15 protein-coding genes, 1 pseudogene and 2 other annotated features (2 of these 18 cut by a window edge) are annotated in these 17,016 nt (G+C 31.1%); of the genes and pseudogenes, 14 read left to right on the plus strand and 2 right to left on the minus strand.

Features of this window, described 5'->3' with window-relative positions; genetic code table 11:
- Positions 1-51 (plus strand) — a binding site (T-box leader) (it extends 188 nt beyond the left edge of the window).
- An 85-nt stretch (positions 52-136) separates the two neighbouring features.
- The 10 genes and pseudogenes from metG to CLAU_RS11200 form a co-directional block, all read left to right on the plus strand.
- Positions 137-2,074: pseudogene (gene metG / locus CLAU_RS11155) on the plus strand (methionine--tRNA ligase); the annotation flags it as partial.
- A 282-nt stretch (positions 2,075-2,356) separates the two neighbouring features.
- Entirely contained in the window at positions 2,357-3,133 is a 777-nt protein-coding gene (locus CLAU_RS11160; protein WP_013236864.1) for a TatD family hydrolase, read from the plus strand.
- A 325-nt stretch (positions 3,134-3,458) separates the two neighbouring features.
- Positions 3,459-4,499: a 3D domain-containing protein gene (locus CLAU_RS11165; protein ID WP_013236865.1), complete on the plus strand. Its 1,041-nt coding sequence runs from the start codon at positions 3,459-3,461 to the stop codon at positions 4,497-4,499.
- Positions 4,500-4,607: 108 nt separating this feature from the next.
- Positions 4,608-5,171 (plus strand): ribonuclease M5, encoded by a 564-nt coding sequence (gene rnmV, locus CLAU_RS11170; protein ID WP_013236866.1) that lies wholly within the window; start codon positions 4,608-4,610, stop codon positions 5,169-5,171.
- Positions 5,164-6,006 (plus strand): 16S rRNA (adenine(1518)-N(6)/adenine(1519)-N(6))-dimethyltransferase RsmA, encoded by an 843-nt coding sequence (gene rsmA, locus CLAU_RS11175; RefSeq protein WP_013236867.1) that lies wholly within the window; start codon positions 5,164-5,166, stop codon positions 6,004-6,006. The genes rnmV and rsmA overlap by 8 nt, the downstream gene beginning before the upstream one ends.
- A 98-nt stretch (positions 6,007-6,104) precedes the next feature.
- Complete coding sequence (locus CLAU_RS11180) at positions 6,105-7,409, plus strand: DUF7922 domain-containing protein (RefSeq protein ID WP_013236868.1); 1,305 nt, start codon at positions 6,105-6,107, stop codon at positions 7,407-7,409.
- 15 nt (positions 7,410-7,424) lie between these two features.
- Positions 7,425-8,009 carry a hypothetical protein gene (locus tag CLAU_RS11185; protein ID WP_013236869.1) on the plus strand — a complete coding sequence of 195 codons (585 nt, stop codon included), beginning with the start codon at positions 7,425-7,427 and terminating at the stop codon, positions 8,007-8,009.
- A 180-nt stretch (positions 8,010-8,189) separates the two neighbouring features.
- On the plus strand, positions 8,190-9,047 hold the full coding sequence (locus CLAU_RS11190) for a YhfM domain-containing protein (RefSeq protein WP_023162533.1): 858 nt from the start codon (positions 8,190-8,192) through the stop codon (positions 9,045-9,047).
- A gap of 63 nt (positions 9,048-9,110) precedes the next feature.
- Positions 9,111-9,959, plus strand: coding sequence for an Mrp/NBP35 family ATP-binding protein (locus tag CLAU_RS11195; protein WP_013236871.1), 849 nt, complete (start codon positions 9,111-9,113; stop codon positions 9,957-9,959).
- Positions 9,960-10,065: 106 nt separating this feature from the next.
- Positions 10,066-10,254 (plus strand): ferredoxin, encoded by a 189-nt coding sequence (locus tag CLAU_RS11200; RefSeq protein WP_013236872.1) that lies wholly within the window; start codon positions 10,066-10,068, stop codon positions 10,252-10,254.
- A 101-nt stretch (positions 10,255-10,355) separates the two neighbouring features.
- Here CLAU_RS11200 and CLAU_RS11205 read toward each other — a convergent pair whose 3' ends face one another.
- The gene (locus tag CLAU_RS11205; protein ID WP_013236873.1) at positions 10,356-10,541 is read right to left on the minus strand and encodes a hypothetical protein; all 186 of its coding nucleotides are present in this window, start codon (positions 10,539-10,541) and stop codon (positions 10,356-10,358) included.
- A 235-nt stretch (positions 10,542-10,776) separates the two neighbouring features.
- Between CLAU_RS11205 and CLAU_RS11210 the strand changes: the two genes are divergently transcribed.
- The 3 genes from CLAU_RS11210 to CLAU_RS11220 are packed head-to-tail and all read left to right on the plus strand — an operon-like array spanning position 10,777 to position 13,853.
- Positions 10,777-12,882 carry an anaerobic ribonucleoside triphosphate reductase gene (locus CLAU_RS11210; protein WP_023162534.1) on the plus strand — a complete coding sequence of 702 codons (2,106 nt, stop codon included), beginning with the start codon at positions 10,777-10,779 and terminating at the stop codon, positions 12,880-12,882.
- A 45-nt stretch (positions 12,883-12,927) separates the two neighbouring features.
- Positions 12,928-13,437, plus strand: coding sequence for an anaerobic ribonucleoside-triphosphate reductase activating protein (gene nrdG, locus CLAU_RS11215; protein ID WP_023162535.1), 510 nt, complete (start codon positions 12,928-12,930; stop codon positions 13,435-13,437).
- 50 nt (positions 13,438-13,487) lie between these two features.
- Positions 13,488-13,853 carry an ArsR/SmtB family transcription factor gene (locus CLAU_RS11220; RefSeq protein ID WP_013236876.1) on the plus strand — a complete coding sequence of 122 codons (366 nt, stop codon included), beginning with the start codon at positions 13,488-13,490 and terminating at the stop codon, positions 13,851-13,853.
- Between the two features lie 475 nt (positions 13,854-14,328).
- Here the strand turns inward: CLAU_RS11220 and CLAU_RS11225 are convergent, their stop codons facing one another.
- Positions 14,329-14,961, minus strand: coding sequence for an MBL fold metallo-hydrolase (locus CLAU_RS11225; RefSeq protein ID WP_013236877.1), 633 nt, complete (start codon positions 14,959-14,961; stop codon positions 14,329-14,331).
- Between the two features lie 153 nt (positions 14,962-15,114).
- Between CLAU_RS11225 and CLAU_RS11230 the strand changes: the two genes are divergently transcribed.
- Positions 15,115-16,926 carry an N-acetylmuramoyl-L-alanine amidase gene (locus tag CLAU_RS11230; RefSeq protein WP_023162536.1) on the plus strand — a complete coding sequence of 604 codons (1,812 nt, stop codon included), beginning with the start codon at positions 15,115-15,117 and terminating at the stop codon, positions 16,924-16,926.
- 77 nt (positions 16,927-17,003) lie between these two features.
- Positions 17,004-17,016 (plus strand) — a binding site (T-box leader) (it continues 222 nt past the right edge of the window).

Below are 17,016 nucleotides of genomic sequence, written 5' to 3' on the forward strand. Positions count from 1 at the left end.
TTGTGAAGTAAAAGTAAAGTAGAGTGGTAAAGCGTAATTTACGCCTCTATGTGGAAAAAATTTTTCCATATGGGGGTTTTTTTATATGAAAAAATAATTAGAAATACAATAAAACTAGAAGAAAAAGGGAGAGAAAAACATGACCAAGAAAACTTATTATATTACTACGCCAATTTATTATCCATCTGCAAAACTTCATATAGGAAACACCTATACTACTGTAGCAGCAGATGCTCTTGCAAGATTTAAAAGGCTTACAGGTTATGATGTTATGCTTTTGACAGGAACAGATGAACATGGACAGAAGATTCAGAGGTTAGCTGAAGCAAAGGGTGTTACTCCTATAGAATATGTAGACGAAATAGTGGCTGGAATTAAAAAGTTGTGGGATATGATGAATATAAGCTATGACAAGTTTATACGAACTACAGAGGACTACCATGTTAAGGCAGTTCAAAAAATATTTAAGAAATTGTATGATCAAGGTGATATATATAAGGGAAGTTATGAAGGGTTATATTGTACACCTTGTGAATCCTTTTGGACAGAAACCCAAGCAGCAGACGGTAAGTGTCCTGATTGTGGAAGGCCAGTAGAAAAAACTAAAGAAGAAGCATATTTCTTTAAAATGTCAAAATATGCGCCTAAACTTATAAAGTATATTGAGGATCATCCTGACTTTATACAGCCTGAATCTAGAAAAAATGAAATGTTAAATAACTTCTTAAGGCCTGGACTCCAGGATTTGTGTGTTTCTAGGACATCTTTTAATTGGGGAATACCTGTAACTTTTGATGAAAAACACGTGATATATGTTTGGATAGATGCTCTTGCAAATTATATAACAGCTCTTGGATATGGCAGTAAAAATGAAGAATTGTATAATAAGTATTGGCCGGCAGATGTACATCTAGTTGGTAAAGACATACTGAGATTTCATACGATTTATTGGCCTATAATGCTTATGGCATTGGGACTTCCTGTTCCTAAAAAGGTATTCGGACATGGATGGCTTTTGGTAGATGGGGGAAAAATGTCAAAGTCGAAGGGAAATGTAGTAGATCCTGTAGTTTTAGTAGATAATTTTGGTGCAGATGCTGTTAGATATTATCTATTGAGAGAAATACCATTTGGTTCAGATGGATTGTTTAATAATGAAATATTTATAAAAAGAATTAATGCAGATTTAGCTAATGATTTGGGAAACTTGTTATCTAGAACTTGTGCTATGGTTGAAAAATATTTTGATGGAGTAGTACAAGAACCAACAAAAAAAGAGCAAATTGATGATGAACTTATAAAGTTAGCATTAGAAACTCCTGAAAAAGTAGAAAAGAATATGAATGATTTAAGAATACCAGAAGCTTTAGATAATATATGGGATCTTATAACTAGATCAAATAAATATATAGATGAAACTACACCATGGATATTAGCTAAAGATGAGTCTAAAAAAGATAGGCTTGGAACAGTGCTTTACAATCTTTTAGAGTCACTTAGAATAATATCTATATGTGTTTCTCCATATTTACCTGAAACAAGTGCTAAAATGTATAAACAACTTAATACAAACGTTGTTTCCTGGGATAGTATAACTTCTTTTAATGGAACCAAGGCTGGAACAAAGATAAGCAAGGGAGAACTATTATTTCCTAGAATAGATGTAGATAAAAAAATAGAGGAGTTAAATAAATTAAAAGAAGAAAAAAAAGCAGCACAGAATTCCAATGAAAAATCTTTAAAAAAACAAATAACTATAGATGATTTTGATAAAATAGATTTAAGAGTTGCTAAAGTTTTAAAATGTGAAAACATAAAAGGATCCAATAAACTACTTAAATTTCAACTTCAAATGGGAAAGGAACAGAGGCAGGTAGTTTCAGGAATTGCAAAGTATTATAAGCCAGAAGAGCTTGTGGGCAAATATGTAGTATTTGTAGCGAATTTAAAACCTGTAAAATTGAAAGGCGAAATTTCAGAAGGAATGATATTATCTGCAGCTTCAGATGATGATAGTAAATTATCCATACTATCACTTTCTGATGAAATCCCAAGTGGAAGCACAGTAAGGTAATGTGAATTTTATGTAATTCAACTTTGGAACATAAGAAATTTTGATTTAATATAAAAAGTTGCAAAGCAAAGCTTTTGAAAATAACAAAGTTCAAATAGCAAAGAACAGATAAAGATAATTTCCCTCGTACCTCAGGAAATCTATAATTTAAATATTTTCTGATGTTAGAAAGAAAATTATCCTTATTTGATATTTGAACTTTGAACTTTGTTCTTTAAAAAAATTGCTTTGCAATTTTTTTAAACTGCGAAAGAATTTAAAATTAGGTTAGGAGAAAATCATATGGAACTGAACATATTTGATGCCCATGCGCATTATGATGATGAAGAATTTGACGAAGATAGGGACAAAGTAATAGAAGAGTTGAAAAAAAACAATATAGTTGGAGTATTAAATTGTGGGTCTTCTATTGAAGGAGCTAGAGCATCTGTTAAATTAGCGGATAAACATGATATGTTTTATGCAGCAGTAGGAGTGCATCCTGAATATTCAGACATATTTACTGATGATATATTAGAAGAATTAAAAATTTTAGCTAAAAATAAAAAAGTAAAGGCAATTGGGGAGATAGGGCTTGACTATTATTACAAAGAAAATCCTCCGAAAGAAGTACAAAAAGCTGTATTTATAAAGCAGATGAAATTAGCGGATGAATTAAAATTACCAGTAATTATACACGATAGGGAAGCTCATGAAGATACTTTAAATATAGTAAAACAGTTTAAGAATGTTATTGGAGAAATACATTGTTTTTCTGGAAGTGTTGAAATTGCAAGGGAATTTTTAAAATTAGGATATTACATAGGATTTACAGGGGTAGTAACTTTCAAAAATGCAAAGAAAGCTGTTGAAGTTGCAAGGGAAGTACCCTTTGATAGAATTTTAGTTGAGACAGATTGTCCCTATATGGCTCCGGTTCCTTTTAGAGGAAAGAGAAATAGATCTGAATATATAAAATTTATTATAGCTAAAATAGCTGAAATCAAAGGCGTAGAGGATAGTAAAATAAGCCAATTAACAATTTTTAACATGAAACAGTTGCTTAATATGGTAAAATAGTGTAAAATTAAAGAGAGGTTTTATTAAATCTATTTTTAGTAATAAAAAAACATTTAACAGCATAATTTATATAATAGGCACTTTAAACCACCAAAAAATAGCATAGACTGTAAGTTGAGTAGGGAACTCTAATTAGTAGATTTAATGCGAGTTATTTACTCATGAAGTATAATATCGGAATCATAAATAATTATTTTATTTATAGTTTTATGCACAAGGCTGCATTTAACATTTTATAACAGTCTTAATGCAGAGTGATATTTGACATGATTTTGGGTTCCATTTATAATGGAGTATGTCGCTCTCGCCCAGAGGAGGTATTTTTATGGTGGAAAAGTTTAAGACTTACTTGAAAAAATATTTTCCAATTGGCCTTAGAGTAGAAATTATTGCAGTTGTAATTTTATCTGTTTTAATCGGAGTAATATTTAGTACAAGAAAGACAATAGTTGTTTCAGTAGATGGAAGAAGTAAGAAGATTACCACGTTTTGTAGTACCTATAGAAAAGTTCTCGATAATAGTGGAATTAGCATAGGGCCTAAGGATAAAGTGAAGCCTAGTCTAGACAGTAGGGTGGAGAATAACACCACGTTGAAAATCAAAAGAGTAGTAAAAGTTAAAGTAGAAGCTGACAATAAAAAGTTGAATTTAGAGTCTGCCGAGGATAATGTTGAAGATATGTTAAAGGCAGAAAAGATAGGAATTTCAAAACTTGATATAGTATATCCATCCAGGAAGCATGAGTTGAAAAAAGGAATGAATGTAGTAGTGACTAGGGTTAAAACAAAAGACATAAAAGAGGACAGACCTATAAACTATGACACAATTTTGAAAAGTGACGAGCAGGTTGAAAATGGAACTAAAAAGGTTGTGCAAGAAGGACAAAATGGAGAGAAGGAGACTGTGACTAGGGTTGTATACCAAAATGGTAAAGAGGTTTCGAAAAAAGTAATTAGCGAAATCATAAAAAAGCAGCCGGTACAAAAAGTTATAGCCATAGGAACATTGACTAATTATACTCCGTCTAGAGGAACTAATCTTAACTATGTTGAATCACTGCAAATGAGGGCAACTGCATATACTGCAGATTATGCCAGTACAGGTAAGAATCCTGGAGATCCAGCATTTGGTATAACTGCATCTGGCACTGTAGCCAGGAGAAATAATGGAGATTATAGCTCAGTAGCAGTTGATCCTAGAGTAATACCACTTGGTACGAAGCTTTATATAGAAGGTTATGGTTATGCTATAGCAGAAGATACAGGTGGAGCTATCAAGGGAAATAGATTAGATTTATTTTTTGATTCTAGCTCAGAAGTAGACAACTGGGGTGTAAGATGGGTTAATGTTTATGTAATTAGGTAGGAGCATATGCTCCTATTTTTTCTTTTAATTTTATGAAAATACTTTCGAGTATAAGTATAAGGTATCTATTATCTATAATAATAGATTTAATAAAATAGGAGGACATTTATGATTAAGGAAGTAATAGTGGTTGAAGGAAGAGATGATATAACTGCAGTTAAAAGGGCGGTTGATGCTCAACTTATAGCTGTAGGGGGTTTTGGAATAAATAAAAAAATTATAGATAAAATAAAAGAAGCTCAAAAAAGACAGGGCGTCATAGTGCTTACGGATCCGGATTTTGCAGGAAATAAAATAAGGCAGATTATATCTAAAAGGGTAAAGGGAATAAAGCATGCTTATATATCTCAGAAAGATGGTATAAAAAATGGAGATATTGGGGTTGAAAATGCTTCCCCAGAAACTATAATAAAGGCTTTAAAAAATGCCAAGTATGAGGTAAAGGAAAAAAGAGAGGAATTTGAAATAAGTGATATGGTGTTCTTTGGTTTGACAGGAAAATCAAATTCCAAGGCGAAGAGGGATATGATGGGAAAAGAACTTGGAATAGGATATTGTAATACTTCTCAGTTTTTAAATAGACTAAATGATTATGGAATAACAAAAGAGGAATTTAAAAAGGCTATAAGTAAAGTAAATAATATAATAGACAAGGAGAAGTACAATGAATGATTTATCTACTGCAGATGTAGTAAAAAAATATGGATTTAAATTTTCAAAAAGTTTAGGGCAAAATTTTTTAATAGACAATACAGTATTGGATGACATAGTAAATAGTGCTGATATAAGTAAAGAGGATTTTATTATAGAAATAGGACCTGGAGTGGGAACTTTAACAAGAGAACTTTTAAAAAAAGCAGGTAAAGTATGTGCTATTGAATTGGATTCAGATTTAATTCCAATTTTAAAGGAAGAACTAAAGGACTTTAAAAATTTTGAGTTGATACATAAAGATGCGCTTAAAATAGATTTTAATAAAATAATAGATGATGAAAAAAATGTGAAAATTGTTGCAAATTTACCTTACTATGTTACAACTCCTATTATTACACGACTGCTGAATGAAAACTACAATTTTAAAACTCTTACTATAATGATACAAAAAGAAGTGGGTGAGAGAATCTCATCAGAACCTAATTGCAAACAATATGGAGCACTTTCGATTCTAGTGCAATATTATTGCGATGTTGAAGTAATAAGAAAAGTAAGTCCTTTATCGTTTATTCCAAGGCCCAAAGTGGAATCTATAGTTATAAAGTTAACCAAACTTGATGAACCTAGAGTTAAGGTGAAAGATAAAAAATTATTTTTTAAGGTAGTAAGATGTTCATTTAATATGAGAAGAAAAACTCTCTGGAATGCTGTAAAGACCTTAAAAGTTCCTAAAGAAGATATGGAAGCTGCTTTTAAAAAAGCTGAAATTGATGAAAAGAGAAGGGGCGAAACGCTATCTATAGAAGAGTTTGGAAGACTATCTGATTGTATATATGACATATGTATACATTAAAATGCGACATGTTTTTGAAGATAAGTTAAAACTATTTGTTCACTTTTTGAAAGTTATCTCATATATTATAATGAATATAATATATGGAGGTATAGAAGTTGGCACAAAAAAAGAGTTATAGTAGATATTTTATAATATTACAAGAAGATGAAAAAGGATACTCTTTAGCTTCTGACAAAATTGCTTCAGGATATGCAAAGTTGGAGATGAAAAATGATAAGTGTAAAATATCTTATTATGTACAAAATTTAAAAAAAGAAAAAACACCCTATTACATGATGTTAATATGTAATAAAAAAGATATAAAAAATATAATCAAAATTGGTGAAATGAACATAGATGATTATGGAAGAGCAGATATAAGTTATGAATATGCTGCAAATGATGTAGCAGGAAGTGGTATAGCTATGGATAAGGTGTCAGGAGCTGCTATAGTGAGAATGGTGGATGATAACATAATATCTGTAATGAGCGGGTTTGCAAGTACGGAAATACCTGAGTGGAAAGCATTTCCCGTATCTCAAAATAAAAACAAAGATTTAGAAGAAACCGAAGTAAGTGAAATAGAAAAATCTGAAAAAACTGAAACAAAGAGTGTGTTTGATCAGTATGAGGATATTATAGAGAAAGCCAAAGAAGACGAAGAAGAAGTTAAAGAAAATATAGAAATAGAAGAAAAAGATTCGTATAGAGAAGAACAAGAAGAAGAGCAAGAGGAATCTGAGGAAGTTAATAAATCGGAAAGTGAAGAACAAAATAAGGAAGTTCAAGTAGATGCTGAAGTGATGGAAGAAGAGATTATCGAAGATAACTCAAAATCTAATGATACAGGAAAAAATGAAGACAGAAACATAAATTCTAAAGAAGATAGAAATAATGATAGCTCAATATATGTGGATAAATCCCGACTACGATGCCATAAAAAATTAAACTTAAATAGATGTCAGAGAGAATGTGAAAAAGATAATGTATCTAGAAGTTATCCTAAAGGTCCAGAAGGAAAGTTTTTTACACAACTTATGAGTGGCTTTAAAGAAATAAAAGATATAAATAAGGAATTAAAAAGGTGTGTATGGAATAAGGTACCTGTAAGTTCTATGGATGATATGTATAATATAACTGATTATAATAAATATTCTTATATATATTATCCTATGGTACAATATTATCCATATATAAAAAAATATAATTATTATCTAGCAGGTTATAAATGTGATAAAAATGACAGGGTAAAATATTTGATATATGGAATTCCGGGAACTAAAAGCAGAAAGGATCAACCTTATGGAGGAAAATCTGGATTTGTTACGTGGATACCCCTAAAGGATAAAGACACGATGGGCCATTGGCTTATGTTTTATGACTTTAGAGCAAATACTATAGTAATACCTGTTAGAAAGTAATATTGGTCACTTATTATGAGATTAATAGTAATAGATAAAAAAAAAATTGGGGTTACTATAATTATAATAGGACTTATGATAGTGCTTTTAGGACTTGAAAAAAATTTTGATATGAGGTTAAAGTTTACAGCTCTTATTCAAAATAATATGGAATCTCTTACTCAATATAAAGGTCTGGAAGGCAGGTTACTATATAAGCTGCCATCACGATGGACCTGTAGAAATCAGGACACATTTGGAGATGAAATATTATATCATAGTGATTTTAAGAGTGATGACAATGCCATAAATGGTTTTGTAGAAGTATGGAATTTAAAAGGTGACTTAAAATTATTTTTACAAAATAGCAAGAGTATATCCGAAAAACAAAATTTGTACAAAGAGTATTCTATAAAACAAATTTGTATGAATGGCAGAAAAGGATATTTACTTAAGTATACAATTACAAAGGAAATCGGAGATAGTTATAAGTGTATAGAATACTTTACAGAAGAAGGAAAACAATTTTGCAGATTTTCTTTTTTTGTAAAAGAATCAAATTTCAAAGAAAACATGCCTACTATATTTGAGGTTATTGTTAAAACTTTAGAATATAATTAGAAAATATAAGGTTTATCCCCTTCAGGTTTATTATATGAAAGGGGATTTTTTTATACTAATTATGGTATAATAATCATAGATTTCATTAAGATAGAAAGGGGTGAGAATCCCTCGCTGTATACTAGAATGTATTTGTAAATATAATTTTTACATATTAAATTCTTAAAAATTCTGCAGTGGGTGAAAACATTGGACAAGATTACCAAAAAAAGATTAAATATATTTATAATATCCTGCATTTTAATACCTGTAACCTTATTGTGTGGATGTAGTAAATTGGATCAATTAAAAGTTAAGGCAGGTTTAAAAAATTCAGATTTTGAATATATGAAACAGCAGGGAAAAGTTAAACAGATAATTATTCAAAATACAAGGGATCAGGGATTTAAATTTGTAGTTACTGATCAAAGTACCATTAAAAATTTGTACGATATACTATCTTCTGCTAAAAAAGTATCAAAAAAATCATCATTGGATCCTGATTATGTATTCGAAATAGATGAAGGAAACAATAAAGTTCACAAGTTTAGTTATATAGCAGGACTTGATAAGAAAGATTTAGGAAATCTCTATAGCAAAGGTCAAGTATATATAGTATCAAATAGAATAGACAACGATATGATAAATAATTTTTGGAATACAAGGATGCCGCCAAGTGACTTTAAATCTGTGTACTATGGGTCCATAATGGATACGTTAAATAAATATTTTAGTGAAAAGGATAAAACTAAGAAAATAGGAATAAATTTAAAAGATGATATAGAGGCACAAAGATTTATACTTTCCACTGAACAGGAAGAATTTAAATCGGATCTTACTAGTAAATTTAAAAATGCAAACATTGGGAATAATGATGAAGATAATTATGATGTATGGGTAACAATAAAGACAGAAGGCTATAAATCCACATTGTATAAAATGACTGTTACACTTTTTGATAGACAAAATCAAAGTGAGAAGGTTTATTATGTACAGGATACATACAGCAGTGGCGGATGGAACAAGAGCATATCGGAAAATAAGCCTAATGGTTTTTAAAAATATAGGAAATGTTGCTTAAAATTTAATGTGGATTAACTATATAAAAGGAGGAGAAATGATTTGAGTAATTGCGATGGTTGTTCAAGTAAATCAAAGTGCAGTAAAGAGGATAAAGGTGGATGTAAATACATATTGCCTAAGTATGGGAACGTAAAGCATATAATAGGTATTATGAGTGGAAAAGGTGGAGTAGGTAAGTCTACAGTTACGGGAATAATGGCATCAAAATTAAGAAACTCTGGATATAAGGTGGGAGTACTTGATGGAGATATAACAGGTCCATCTATGCCTAGATTTTTTGGAATAAACGATAAAAGGGCGGATATACTACAAGTGGGGGAAAGTGAAGAAATAAAGTTTTCTCCAGTAGAATCTTCTTCGGGAATAAAAGTTATATCCTTAAATCTTTTGACAGAAGAGGAAGAACAACCTGTTATATGGAGAGCACCTATGATAACAGGAGTGTTAAAACAGATGTATTCAGATACAAGTTGGGGAGAATTAGATTATTTGCTTATAGATATGCCTCCAGGTACTGGAGATGTAGCTCTTACTGTAATGCAGGAAATTCCAATGGAAGGTGTTATAATAGTATCTACTCCTCAGGATATGGTATCTATGATAGTAAAAAAGGTTGTTATAATGGCAGAAGACCTAAAGGTAAATATATTAGGTGTAGTAGAGAATATGTCCTATGTTAAATGTGGAAAATGTGGTGAAAAAGTAAGGCTATTTAGTGAAAATTCAGCGAAAGAACAAGCTGATTATCTTGGATTAGAACTTCTTGCTGAAATGCCCATAAATTCTGATTTGGTAAAAAATATGGAAGCTAAGAAGGCAGAAGAATACATATCAAAATCATTGGAATATAATGATTTACTTAATAACTTTATAAAAAAATTAAAGTAGAAATTATTATAATAAGCATTATTTTTGGGATAATATAAAGTGTACTTTAAAGTAACTAATTATATAGCGAGGAGTGAAAACTTGTTATTAATAACAGGGAAATAGTATGAAAGCTGTAGTTGATAAAGACACTTGTATAGGATGTGGGCTATGTCCAAGTATATGTCCGGAGGTTTTTCAGATGGATGATGACGAAAAAGCTAAGGCAATTGAAGATAATGTCCCAGGAGAAACAGAGGACGCTGCGAAAGATGCAGAGGACAGTTGTCCTGTTTGCGCTATTAAGGTAAATTAAGAAAAGGGGATTGTGTAAAAAATTACATAATCCCCTAAACTTTCAAAAACTATTTGTGATAAAAATGTACCACAGTTTTTCACACAGCATATCAATTAGGGTTAAAACAAAACTGGATGCTGTTTATACTTGTCATTTAATGTAACTTCAGATATTGGATGGATATTTATTCTATCACCTATTTTAGAATCGGGTGGTAAATGAGTAGCTCCCACATTAGCAGTAGTACCATCCTGAAAGCTTACAAGTGCGTCTGTAATATTCATATCAATTATTTTGCCGATCATGAAAGTCCTCCTAAAGATAAGATTATATATGTTATTTTTATCTGTATTTTTAAATATTATTCCTAGAAATTTTATCTTATAGGTATTTGATGCATTTCAATTAAAAAGTGTGCTTTATAGGTTTTTATAGGTTTAAAGTAAAAATAAAGCTCAATTTATAAATTGCTTTTTTATATATGGCAAGGTATAATAATCAAGTCGTTTATACAATATATAGTAGTTGGGAGGAAGGTATATGCTACATGTTGTGAAAAGAGATGGTAGAAGGGTTCCCTTTGATTCCATTAAGATAACCAATGCCATAAAAGGATCTTGTGATGAAATAGGTTTTGATTTAAAAGAAAGTGAATTTATTGATTTAACTCAAAAGGTCACAGAAAATATAGAAAATCTTAATCTTAAGGAAGTAAATGTAGAAGATATACAAAATATAGTTGAAGAAGTACTTATGAAGAAAGGCTATGTTAAAATTGGGCTAGCTTATTCAAATTATAGAAGAGAACGAAATGATATAAGAGAAATAAAGTCTGATCTTATGAAGGCTATTGATAAAATAGGAGTTCAAACAGACAGGGATAATGCAAATGTTGGAAATAACTTTAGTGCAAAGCTCTTGAGGATTGCCAGTGAGTCTAACAAGTGGCATAATTTAGCTACAATGCCTAAACATTTAGCTAAGGCTCATGAAAATGGTGATATATATTATCATGACTTAGATTCTTATAACTTAACTGTAAATTGTCTTCATATACCAACAAAGGAAATGCTTTTAGATGGATTTAATACAGGATATGGAAATATAAGGACTCCTAAGAGAATAGAATCTGCTGCAGAACTTTCTTGTATATTACTGCAGTCAGCACAAAATGATATGTTTGGTGGACAGTCTCACCCAGACTTTGATAATGATATGGCCATTTTTGTTGAACCTACAAGAAAGGAAATATTGAAGAACCTGAAGGAAATGGGAGTAGGAGAGGAAAAAATAAAAGATATTTCTGAAAAGAAATTAAGAAGAAGTATAGAACAGGCTATGCAGGGAATAATCTACAATCTTAATACCATGCACTCTAGGGCAGGATCACAGGTACCTTTTAGCTCACTAAATATAGGTATACCAACCTCAAAGGATGCAGCTCTTGTATGTGAGGTATTTTTGACGGAATATGAAAAAGGACTTGGAAGAGGAGAACAACCTATATTCCCTAATATAATATTTAGGGTTAAAAAAGGCGTAAATAAGAATCAGGAAGATCCTTATTATTATTTATTTAAAATTGCATGTAGGGTGGCTTCAAAGAGAATGAATCCTACTTTTATGAATTTAGATGCTGATTTTAATAAAGCATATTATGATAAAGGTGTAATACCTGCAACTATGGGATGCCGTACCTATGTCTGCTCAAATGTAAATGGAGATCCAGGGGTAAAGGGTAGAGGTAATATAGCTCCTGTTACTATTAATTTACCTAGGCTTGGAATTTTATCTAAGGGAAATGTAAGTAAATTTTTTGGATTATTACAAGGAAAGTTAGAGTTAGCAAGGGAATCTTTAATGCATAGATATGGTATTCTAAAGAGGCTCAGAGTTAAAGATTTACCTTTTGTAGCAGGTCAGAAACTTATGAAAGGTGCAGAGAACTTAAAGTCAGAAGATTCGATAGAACCAATATTGAAGCAGGGTACTTGGGCTATTGGGTTTATAGGACTTGCTGAAACATTAATTGCATTAACTGGGAAACATCATGGTGAGGATGAGAGTTCAAGGGAACTTGGGATAAAGATAATTACATATATAAGAAATTATACAGATAAACTTATAGAGGAAACACATTTAAATTGGAGCTGCTATGCTACACCAGCTGAAGGCTTAAGTGGAAAGTTTATAGTACATGATAAGAAGATATTTGGAGAAATACCTGGAGTTACAGACAAAGAGTATTATACTAATTCCTACCATATACCTGTAGGATATCCAATATCTATAAAAGACAAAATTGATATAGAGGCTCCTTATCACAAACTTTGTAATGGAGGTCACATAAGTTATATAGAAGTTGATGATTATCCATCGGAAGAGGTTGTTAAAAGTATAATTGACTATGCCTACGATAATACAAATATAAGTTATATAGGGATAAACTTTCACATAAGATATTGTAAAGAATGTGGAACCTATATGCACGGGGAAGATGTCTGTCCTAAATGTGGAAGCAACAATATACAGGGTATATCAAGGGTTACAGGGTATCTATCTTTAGATGAAAGATTTGGAGAAGGTAAGACAGCAGAAAGAAGGGATAGAATATCCCAGGGAAGTAGCAAACATGTATATTGCTAAATCTCAGTAGTTAATTAAGCCATGCATAAGAAGGAGGAAAAATCAATGGGTTGCAAAAAAATTAGATTGGCAGGTATTGCATATGAGAGCCTAGTTAATGGCCCTGGAATGAGACGGGTATTTTTTGCCCAGGGATGTAGACATAATTGTAAAGGATGTTTTAACCCATCTACCCATGATTTCAAAGGCGGTCAGCTAAAAGATATAGATAAACTGGTTTGTGATATTAAAGATAATCCTATGGTAAGTGGAGTTACATTTTCAGGTGGTGACCCATTTGAGCAACCTGAAGAATTTGCATACATGGCTGATAAAATTAAAGAATTAAATTTAAATATATGGTGTTATACAGGATACACCTTTGAATCTATAGTTAATGGCTCAGATATGGCAAAGAAATGTCTTTTAAATAATGTAGATGTGCTAGTGGATGGAAAATTTGAAGAGAACAAAAAAGATGCAAAATTAAAATTTAAAGGATCCAGTAATCAGAGAATTATTGATGTAAAGAAAAGTTTAGATTCCAATGATGTAATAGTATTGACTTTTAGTTGAAAAACTTTAGCTAAATATATTATAATACTTCATGACGAGGAGTTGATAATATGAATAACAATTCGGAAATTGAAGTTTGCTCTTGTACTGAAATTCATAAGGATTGCATAGAATGTGTCAGAAAAAGTATGTTGGATGAAAAGACTTTTATGGATTTATCAGCACTTTTTAAGGTGCTGGGGGATTATACAAGAATTAAGATTATATATGCATTATTTAAAAAGGAATTATGTGTTTGTGATATTACAGAAATACTCCAAATGAGTCAGTCTGCAATATCTCATCAACTTAGAATTTTAAAGACTGCAAGGCTAGTTAAGTTTAGAAGAGAGGGAAAGTCGGTGTATTATTCCCTAGATGATGAACATATAAATAAGTTGATTAATGCAGGATTAGAACATGTAAAACATAATTAGAGTGTAGTTATATAAGGTTTATAAGCAAAAAATCAACTTATACTCCGGATATCTTTTACAATCTTCAGCTCAGTTAAATATTTTGATAAGTCTAAAGGAAAAATTTAAAAAAATACTGAGAACTTTTGAAAACTCGTACCTCAAACAGTTCAAAAGTTCTAGATTTTTTAAAAATTTTTACCTAAGATTTATATACAAAATATTTAAAAGAGCTTCTCTATTGTAAAAATATGCCTGCGTATAAGTTGATTTTTTAGTTATAAAATCTTATAAAAAGTTTTTTTAGTAATGAACTTTGTAAGTATATTCCTATATGCGATGGGGGATAAGCACTGCTGCACGCCTGGATAAGGTCTTCCCCCCTAAAGAATAATATATTCTAAGTGCTAAAGACACTAAGAGTACTGTTAATAAGATTCAGATGGAGAAAAGGTATAACTCCACCTAAACCTAAGAATCACTTAATATTAGTAAGTTACTTAAAGTTAAGAATTTTAACTAGATTAAAATCTTCAGGTTTGTTATCTAGAGTTAATGTATTGCTTTCAATTCTTTCTGTATTTTTCATATATTTAAGAAATTTTTCTAATCCATCTAATTCAAAAGTTAACTGAGAAGTTTTATAATGCATTGGAATTATTATGTGGCTATTGATGGATTTTGCAAGTTCAGCAGCCTCTTTTCCATCTATAGTGAAATTTCCTCCTATGGGAATCAAAAGCACATCTATGGACCCTAAACTTTTTATCTCTTCTGGAGATAATACATATCCAACATCTCCAAGGTGACATATCCTATAATCGTCCATTTCAATGATAAATATTATATTTTCACCTCGTTTTGCACCTTTAACTTTATCGTGATAAGAAGGTATACCATAGATAGGTATATCACACAGATTAAAAGCGCCTATTTTATTTATAATATGTTTGTAGTTTATCTTTTCAGTATAACAGTGGTCAAAATGATTGTGGCTTATTGTAACGACATCAACGTCTCCTTTAAAAGTTTTATAGCCTACAGTTTCGTCAAAAGGATCTGTTAAAAGTTTTCTACCTTTTGAATCTTCAAATAAGAAACTTGAATGACCAAACCATCTTATTTTCATAGAATATCGCCCCTTTGTAAAATATGTTTTGATTATTTTGAATTAATATGTTAACATAACAATTTTTAAGTACAAAATTCTCATTTTTTATACTATAATTATAATAGTATATGTTACACTAAGGCAATTATTCTGCTGAACGGGGGTCATTATTTGAAGATTACAAGAATTTCTATGATGATATTATTAAGTCTTATATTTGTATTAATTGTGTTTGCAAAAGGAAATACTGTACATGCAATTAATTACAGCGGAATTACTATAGGAAATGATGTGGAAACCAATAAATCCTGGAATATAAAGTTCAACATGAAATTAGACCAAGATACAGTAAATGATTCAAACATAGTGGTAACAGATAGTACAGGAAATGCTGTCCCCATATCTTTGCAGGTTGAAAAGGATGGGATGGGTGTAGAAGTTACCCCTAAAAGCCAGTATGCATATGGTAAAACCTATAATTTAATTGTAAAAAGTGGAGTAAAAGCTGTAAATGGGAAAAATCTGTCCAGCGAAGCTAAGGTGCAATTTGGAGTGAAATCTAACCCAAGTTCTAATAACAAATATACTGTTACAATTGATGCTGGTCATGGAGGAACTGATGCAGGAAATATAAGTGAAGCAGGATTGAAAGAAAAAGATGTAGATTTGTCTGTGGCACTAAAGACTGGAAAAATATTAGAGCAAAATGGAGTAAACGTGGTTTACACCAGGAAAGATGATAATGTAACCTGGAATGATAGTACAAATTTACAAGCTCGTTTTGACATAGCAAATAACGCAAAATCAAATTTGTTTGTCAGTCTGCATGTTAATTGCTATACGGGAAGTGCCTTGGTGAATGGAATAGAAACTTATTATAGAGCTTCAAATGATTCTGCTAAAAATACAGCAAATAATATTCAAAGTGACTTAATAAGTTATACAGGACTCTCTAACAGAGGGATTAAAGAAGGGACAGCTCAGCATAAAATACTGATGGGAACTACAGCACCAGCTGTTATGGTTGAACTTGGCTTTATGACTAATCCTAAGGAAAGCCAATTAATTGGAAGTGAAGATTTTCAAAATAAAAGTGCATCAGCTATTGCAAATGGAATTTTAAAGTCTTTACCATCTCTTCAGGAAGAAAATACAGTAAATGTAAGTTCAATATCTAACTTATCGGATAGTATAATTGTAGGAAGTAAGTATTCTCTGCCAACTAGTGTACAAGCTACCATGAGTGATGGAACTAGTAAAAAAGTAAATATTGTATGGAATCCAAACAATGTTGACACATCTAAGGTAGGTATATTTACGTATAAGGGAACTGTAACAGGATATAGTAAAACTGTAACATTTACTTTAACTGTAAAAGCAAAACAAATAGAGCCAGTACCAGTAATACCATCGGAAGGTGCACCTGTGATAGTTATAGATCCTGGTCATGGCATAGGTAGTGATATAGGTTCAAATGGAAATGGATTTCAAGAGGATGATGTAACTTTAAGTGTTGGCTTAAAAGTTGGGAAAATACTTGAATCCAAGGGAGTCAAAGTAATTTATACTAGGACTACAGATGAGCGAAAAACAACTTCTTTAACTGTCACTGAAAGTCTTCAAAGACGATGTGATACTGCAAACAATGCAGGTGCAACCTATATGATTTCAATTCATACCAATGCTTTTGATGATCCAGCTGCAGAAGGAACTGAAACACTGTATTATGCAGGAAGTGTAAAGGGAGAGAAAATGGCAGAGGCTATACAAAAAAGCTTGTCTAGTGCTCTTGGAACCTATAGCAGGGGACTTAAAGATGGAAGCTGGCTTTATATAGCAAAGCATACTACTGCACCAACGGTTTTAACGGAGTTAGGTTTTCTTACCAATAAAAATGATGCGGGAATATTAGGAACTGATGGTGGTAGAAGTAAAGCTGCACAAGCCATAGCAAGTGCTATATTACAGGTTTTAGGAATATAATACAAAAAAATTGTCTAAAAAAATTGACAATAGAAAATTCATATAATATAATAAAAGGAAATTATATAGGTAGTAATTGAAAAACATTGA

Origin of the sequence: Clostridium autoethanogenum DSM 10061 (genome assembly GCF_001484725.1) — a bacterium.
Taxonomy (GTDB): Bacteria; Bacillota; Clostridia; order Clostridiales; family Clostridiaceae; genus Clostridium_B; species Clostridium_B ljungdahlii.

Excerpts from the sequence above, each read along its gene's own strand:
- CLAU_RS11185 (WP_013236869.1), top strand. The coding sequence starts at position 7,425 with ATGAGATTAATAGTAATAGATAAAAAAAAAATTGGGGTTACTATAATT.
- CLAU_RS11225 (WP_013236877.1), bottom strand. The coding sequence starts at position 14,961 with ATGAAAATAAGATGGTTTGGTCATTCAAGTTTCTTATTTGAAGATTCA.
- CLAU_RS11205 (WP_013236873.1), bottom strand. The coding sequence starts at position 10,541 with ATGATCGGCAAAATAATTGATATGAATATTACAGACGCACTTGTAAGC.
- rnmV (WP_013236866.1), top strand. The coding sequence starts at position 4,608 with ATGATTAAGGAAGTAATAGTGGTTGAAGGAAGAGATGATATAACTGCA.
- rsmA (WP_013236867.1), top strand. The coding sequence starts at position 5,164 with ATGAATGATTTATCTACTGCAGATGTAGTAAAAAAATATGGATTTAAA.
- CLAU_RS11210 (WP_023162534.1), top strand. The coding sequence starts at position 10,777 with ATGCTACATGTTGTGAAAAGAGATGGTAGAAGGGTTCCCTTTGATTCC.
- CLAU_RS11165 (WP_013236865.1), top strand. The coding sequence starts at position 3,459 with ATGGTGGAAAAGTTTAAGACTTACTTGAAAAAATATTTTCCAATTGGC.
- nrdG (WP_023162535.1), top strand. The coding sequence starts at position 12,928 with ATGGGTTGCAAAAAAATTAGATTGGCAGGTATTGCATATGAGAGCCTA.
- CLAU_RS11220 (WP_013236876.1), top strand. The coding sequence starts at position 13,488 with ATGAATAACAATTCGGAAATTGAAGTTTGCTCTTGTACTGAAATTCAT.
- CLAU_RS11200 (WP_013236872.1), top strand. The coding sequence starts at position 10,066 with ATGAAAGCTGTAGTTGATAAAGACACTTGTATAGGATGTGGGCTATGT.
- CLAU_RS11160 (WP_013236864.1), top strand. The coding sequence starts at position 2,357 with ATGGAACTGAACATATTTGATGCCCATGCGCATTATGATGATGAAGAA.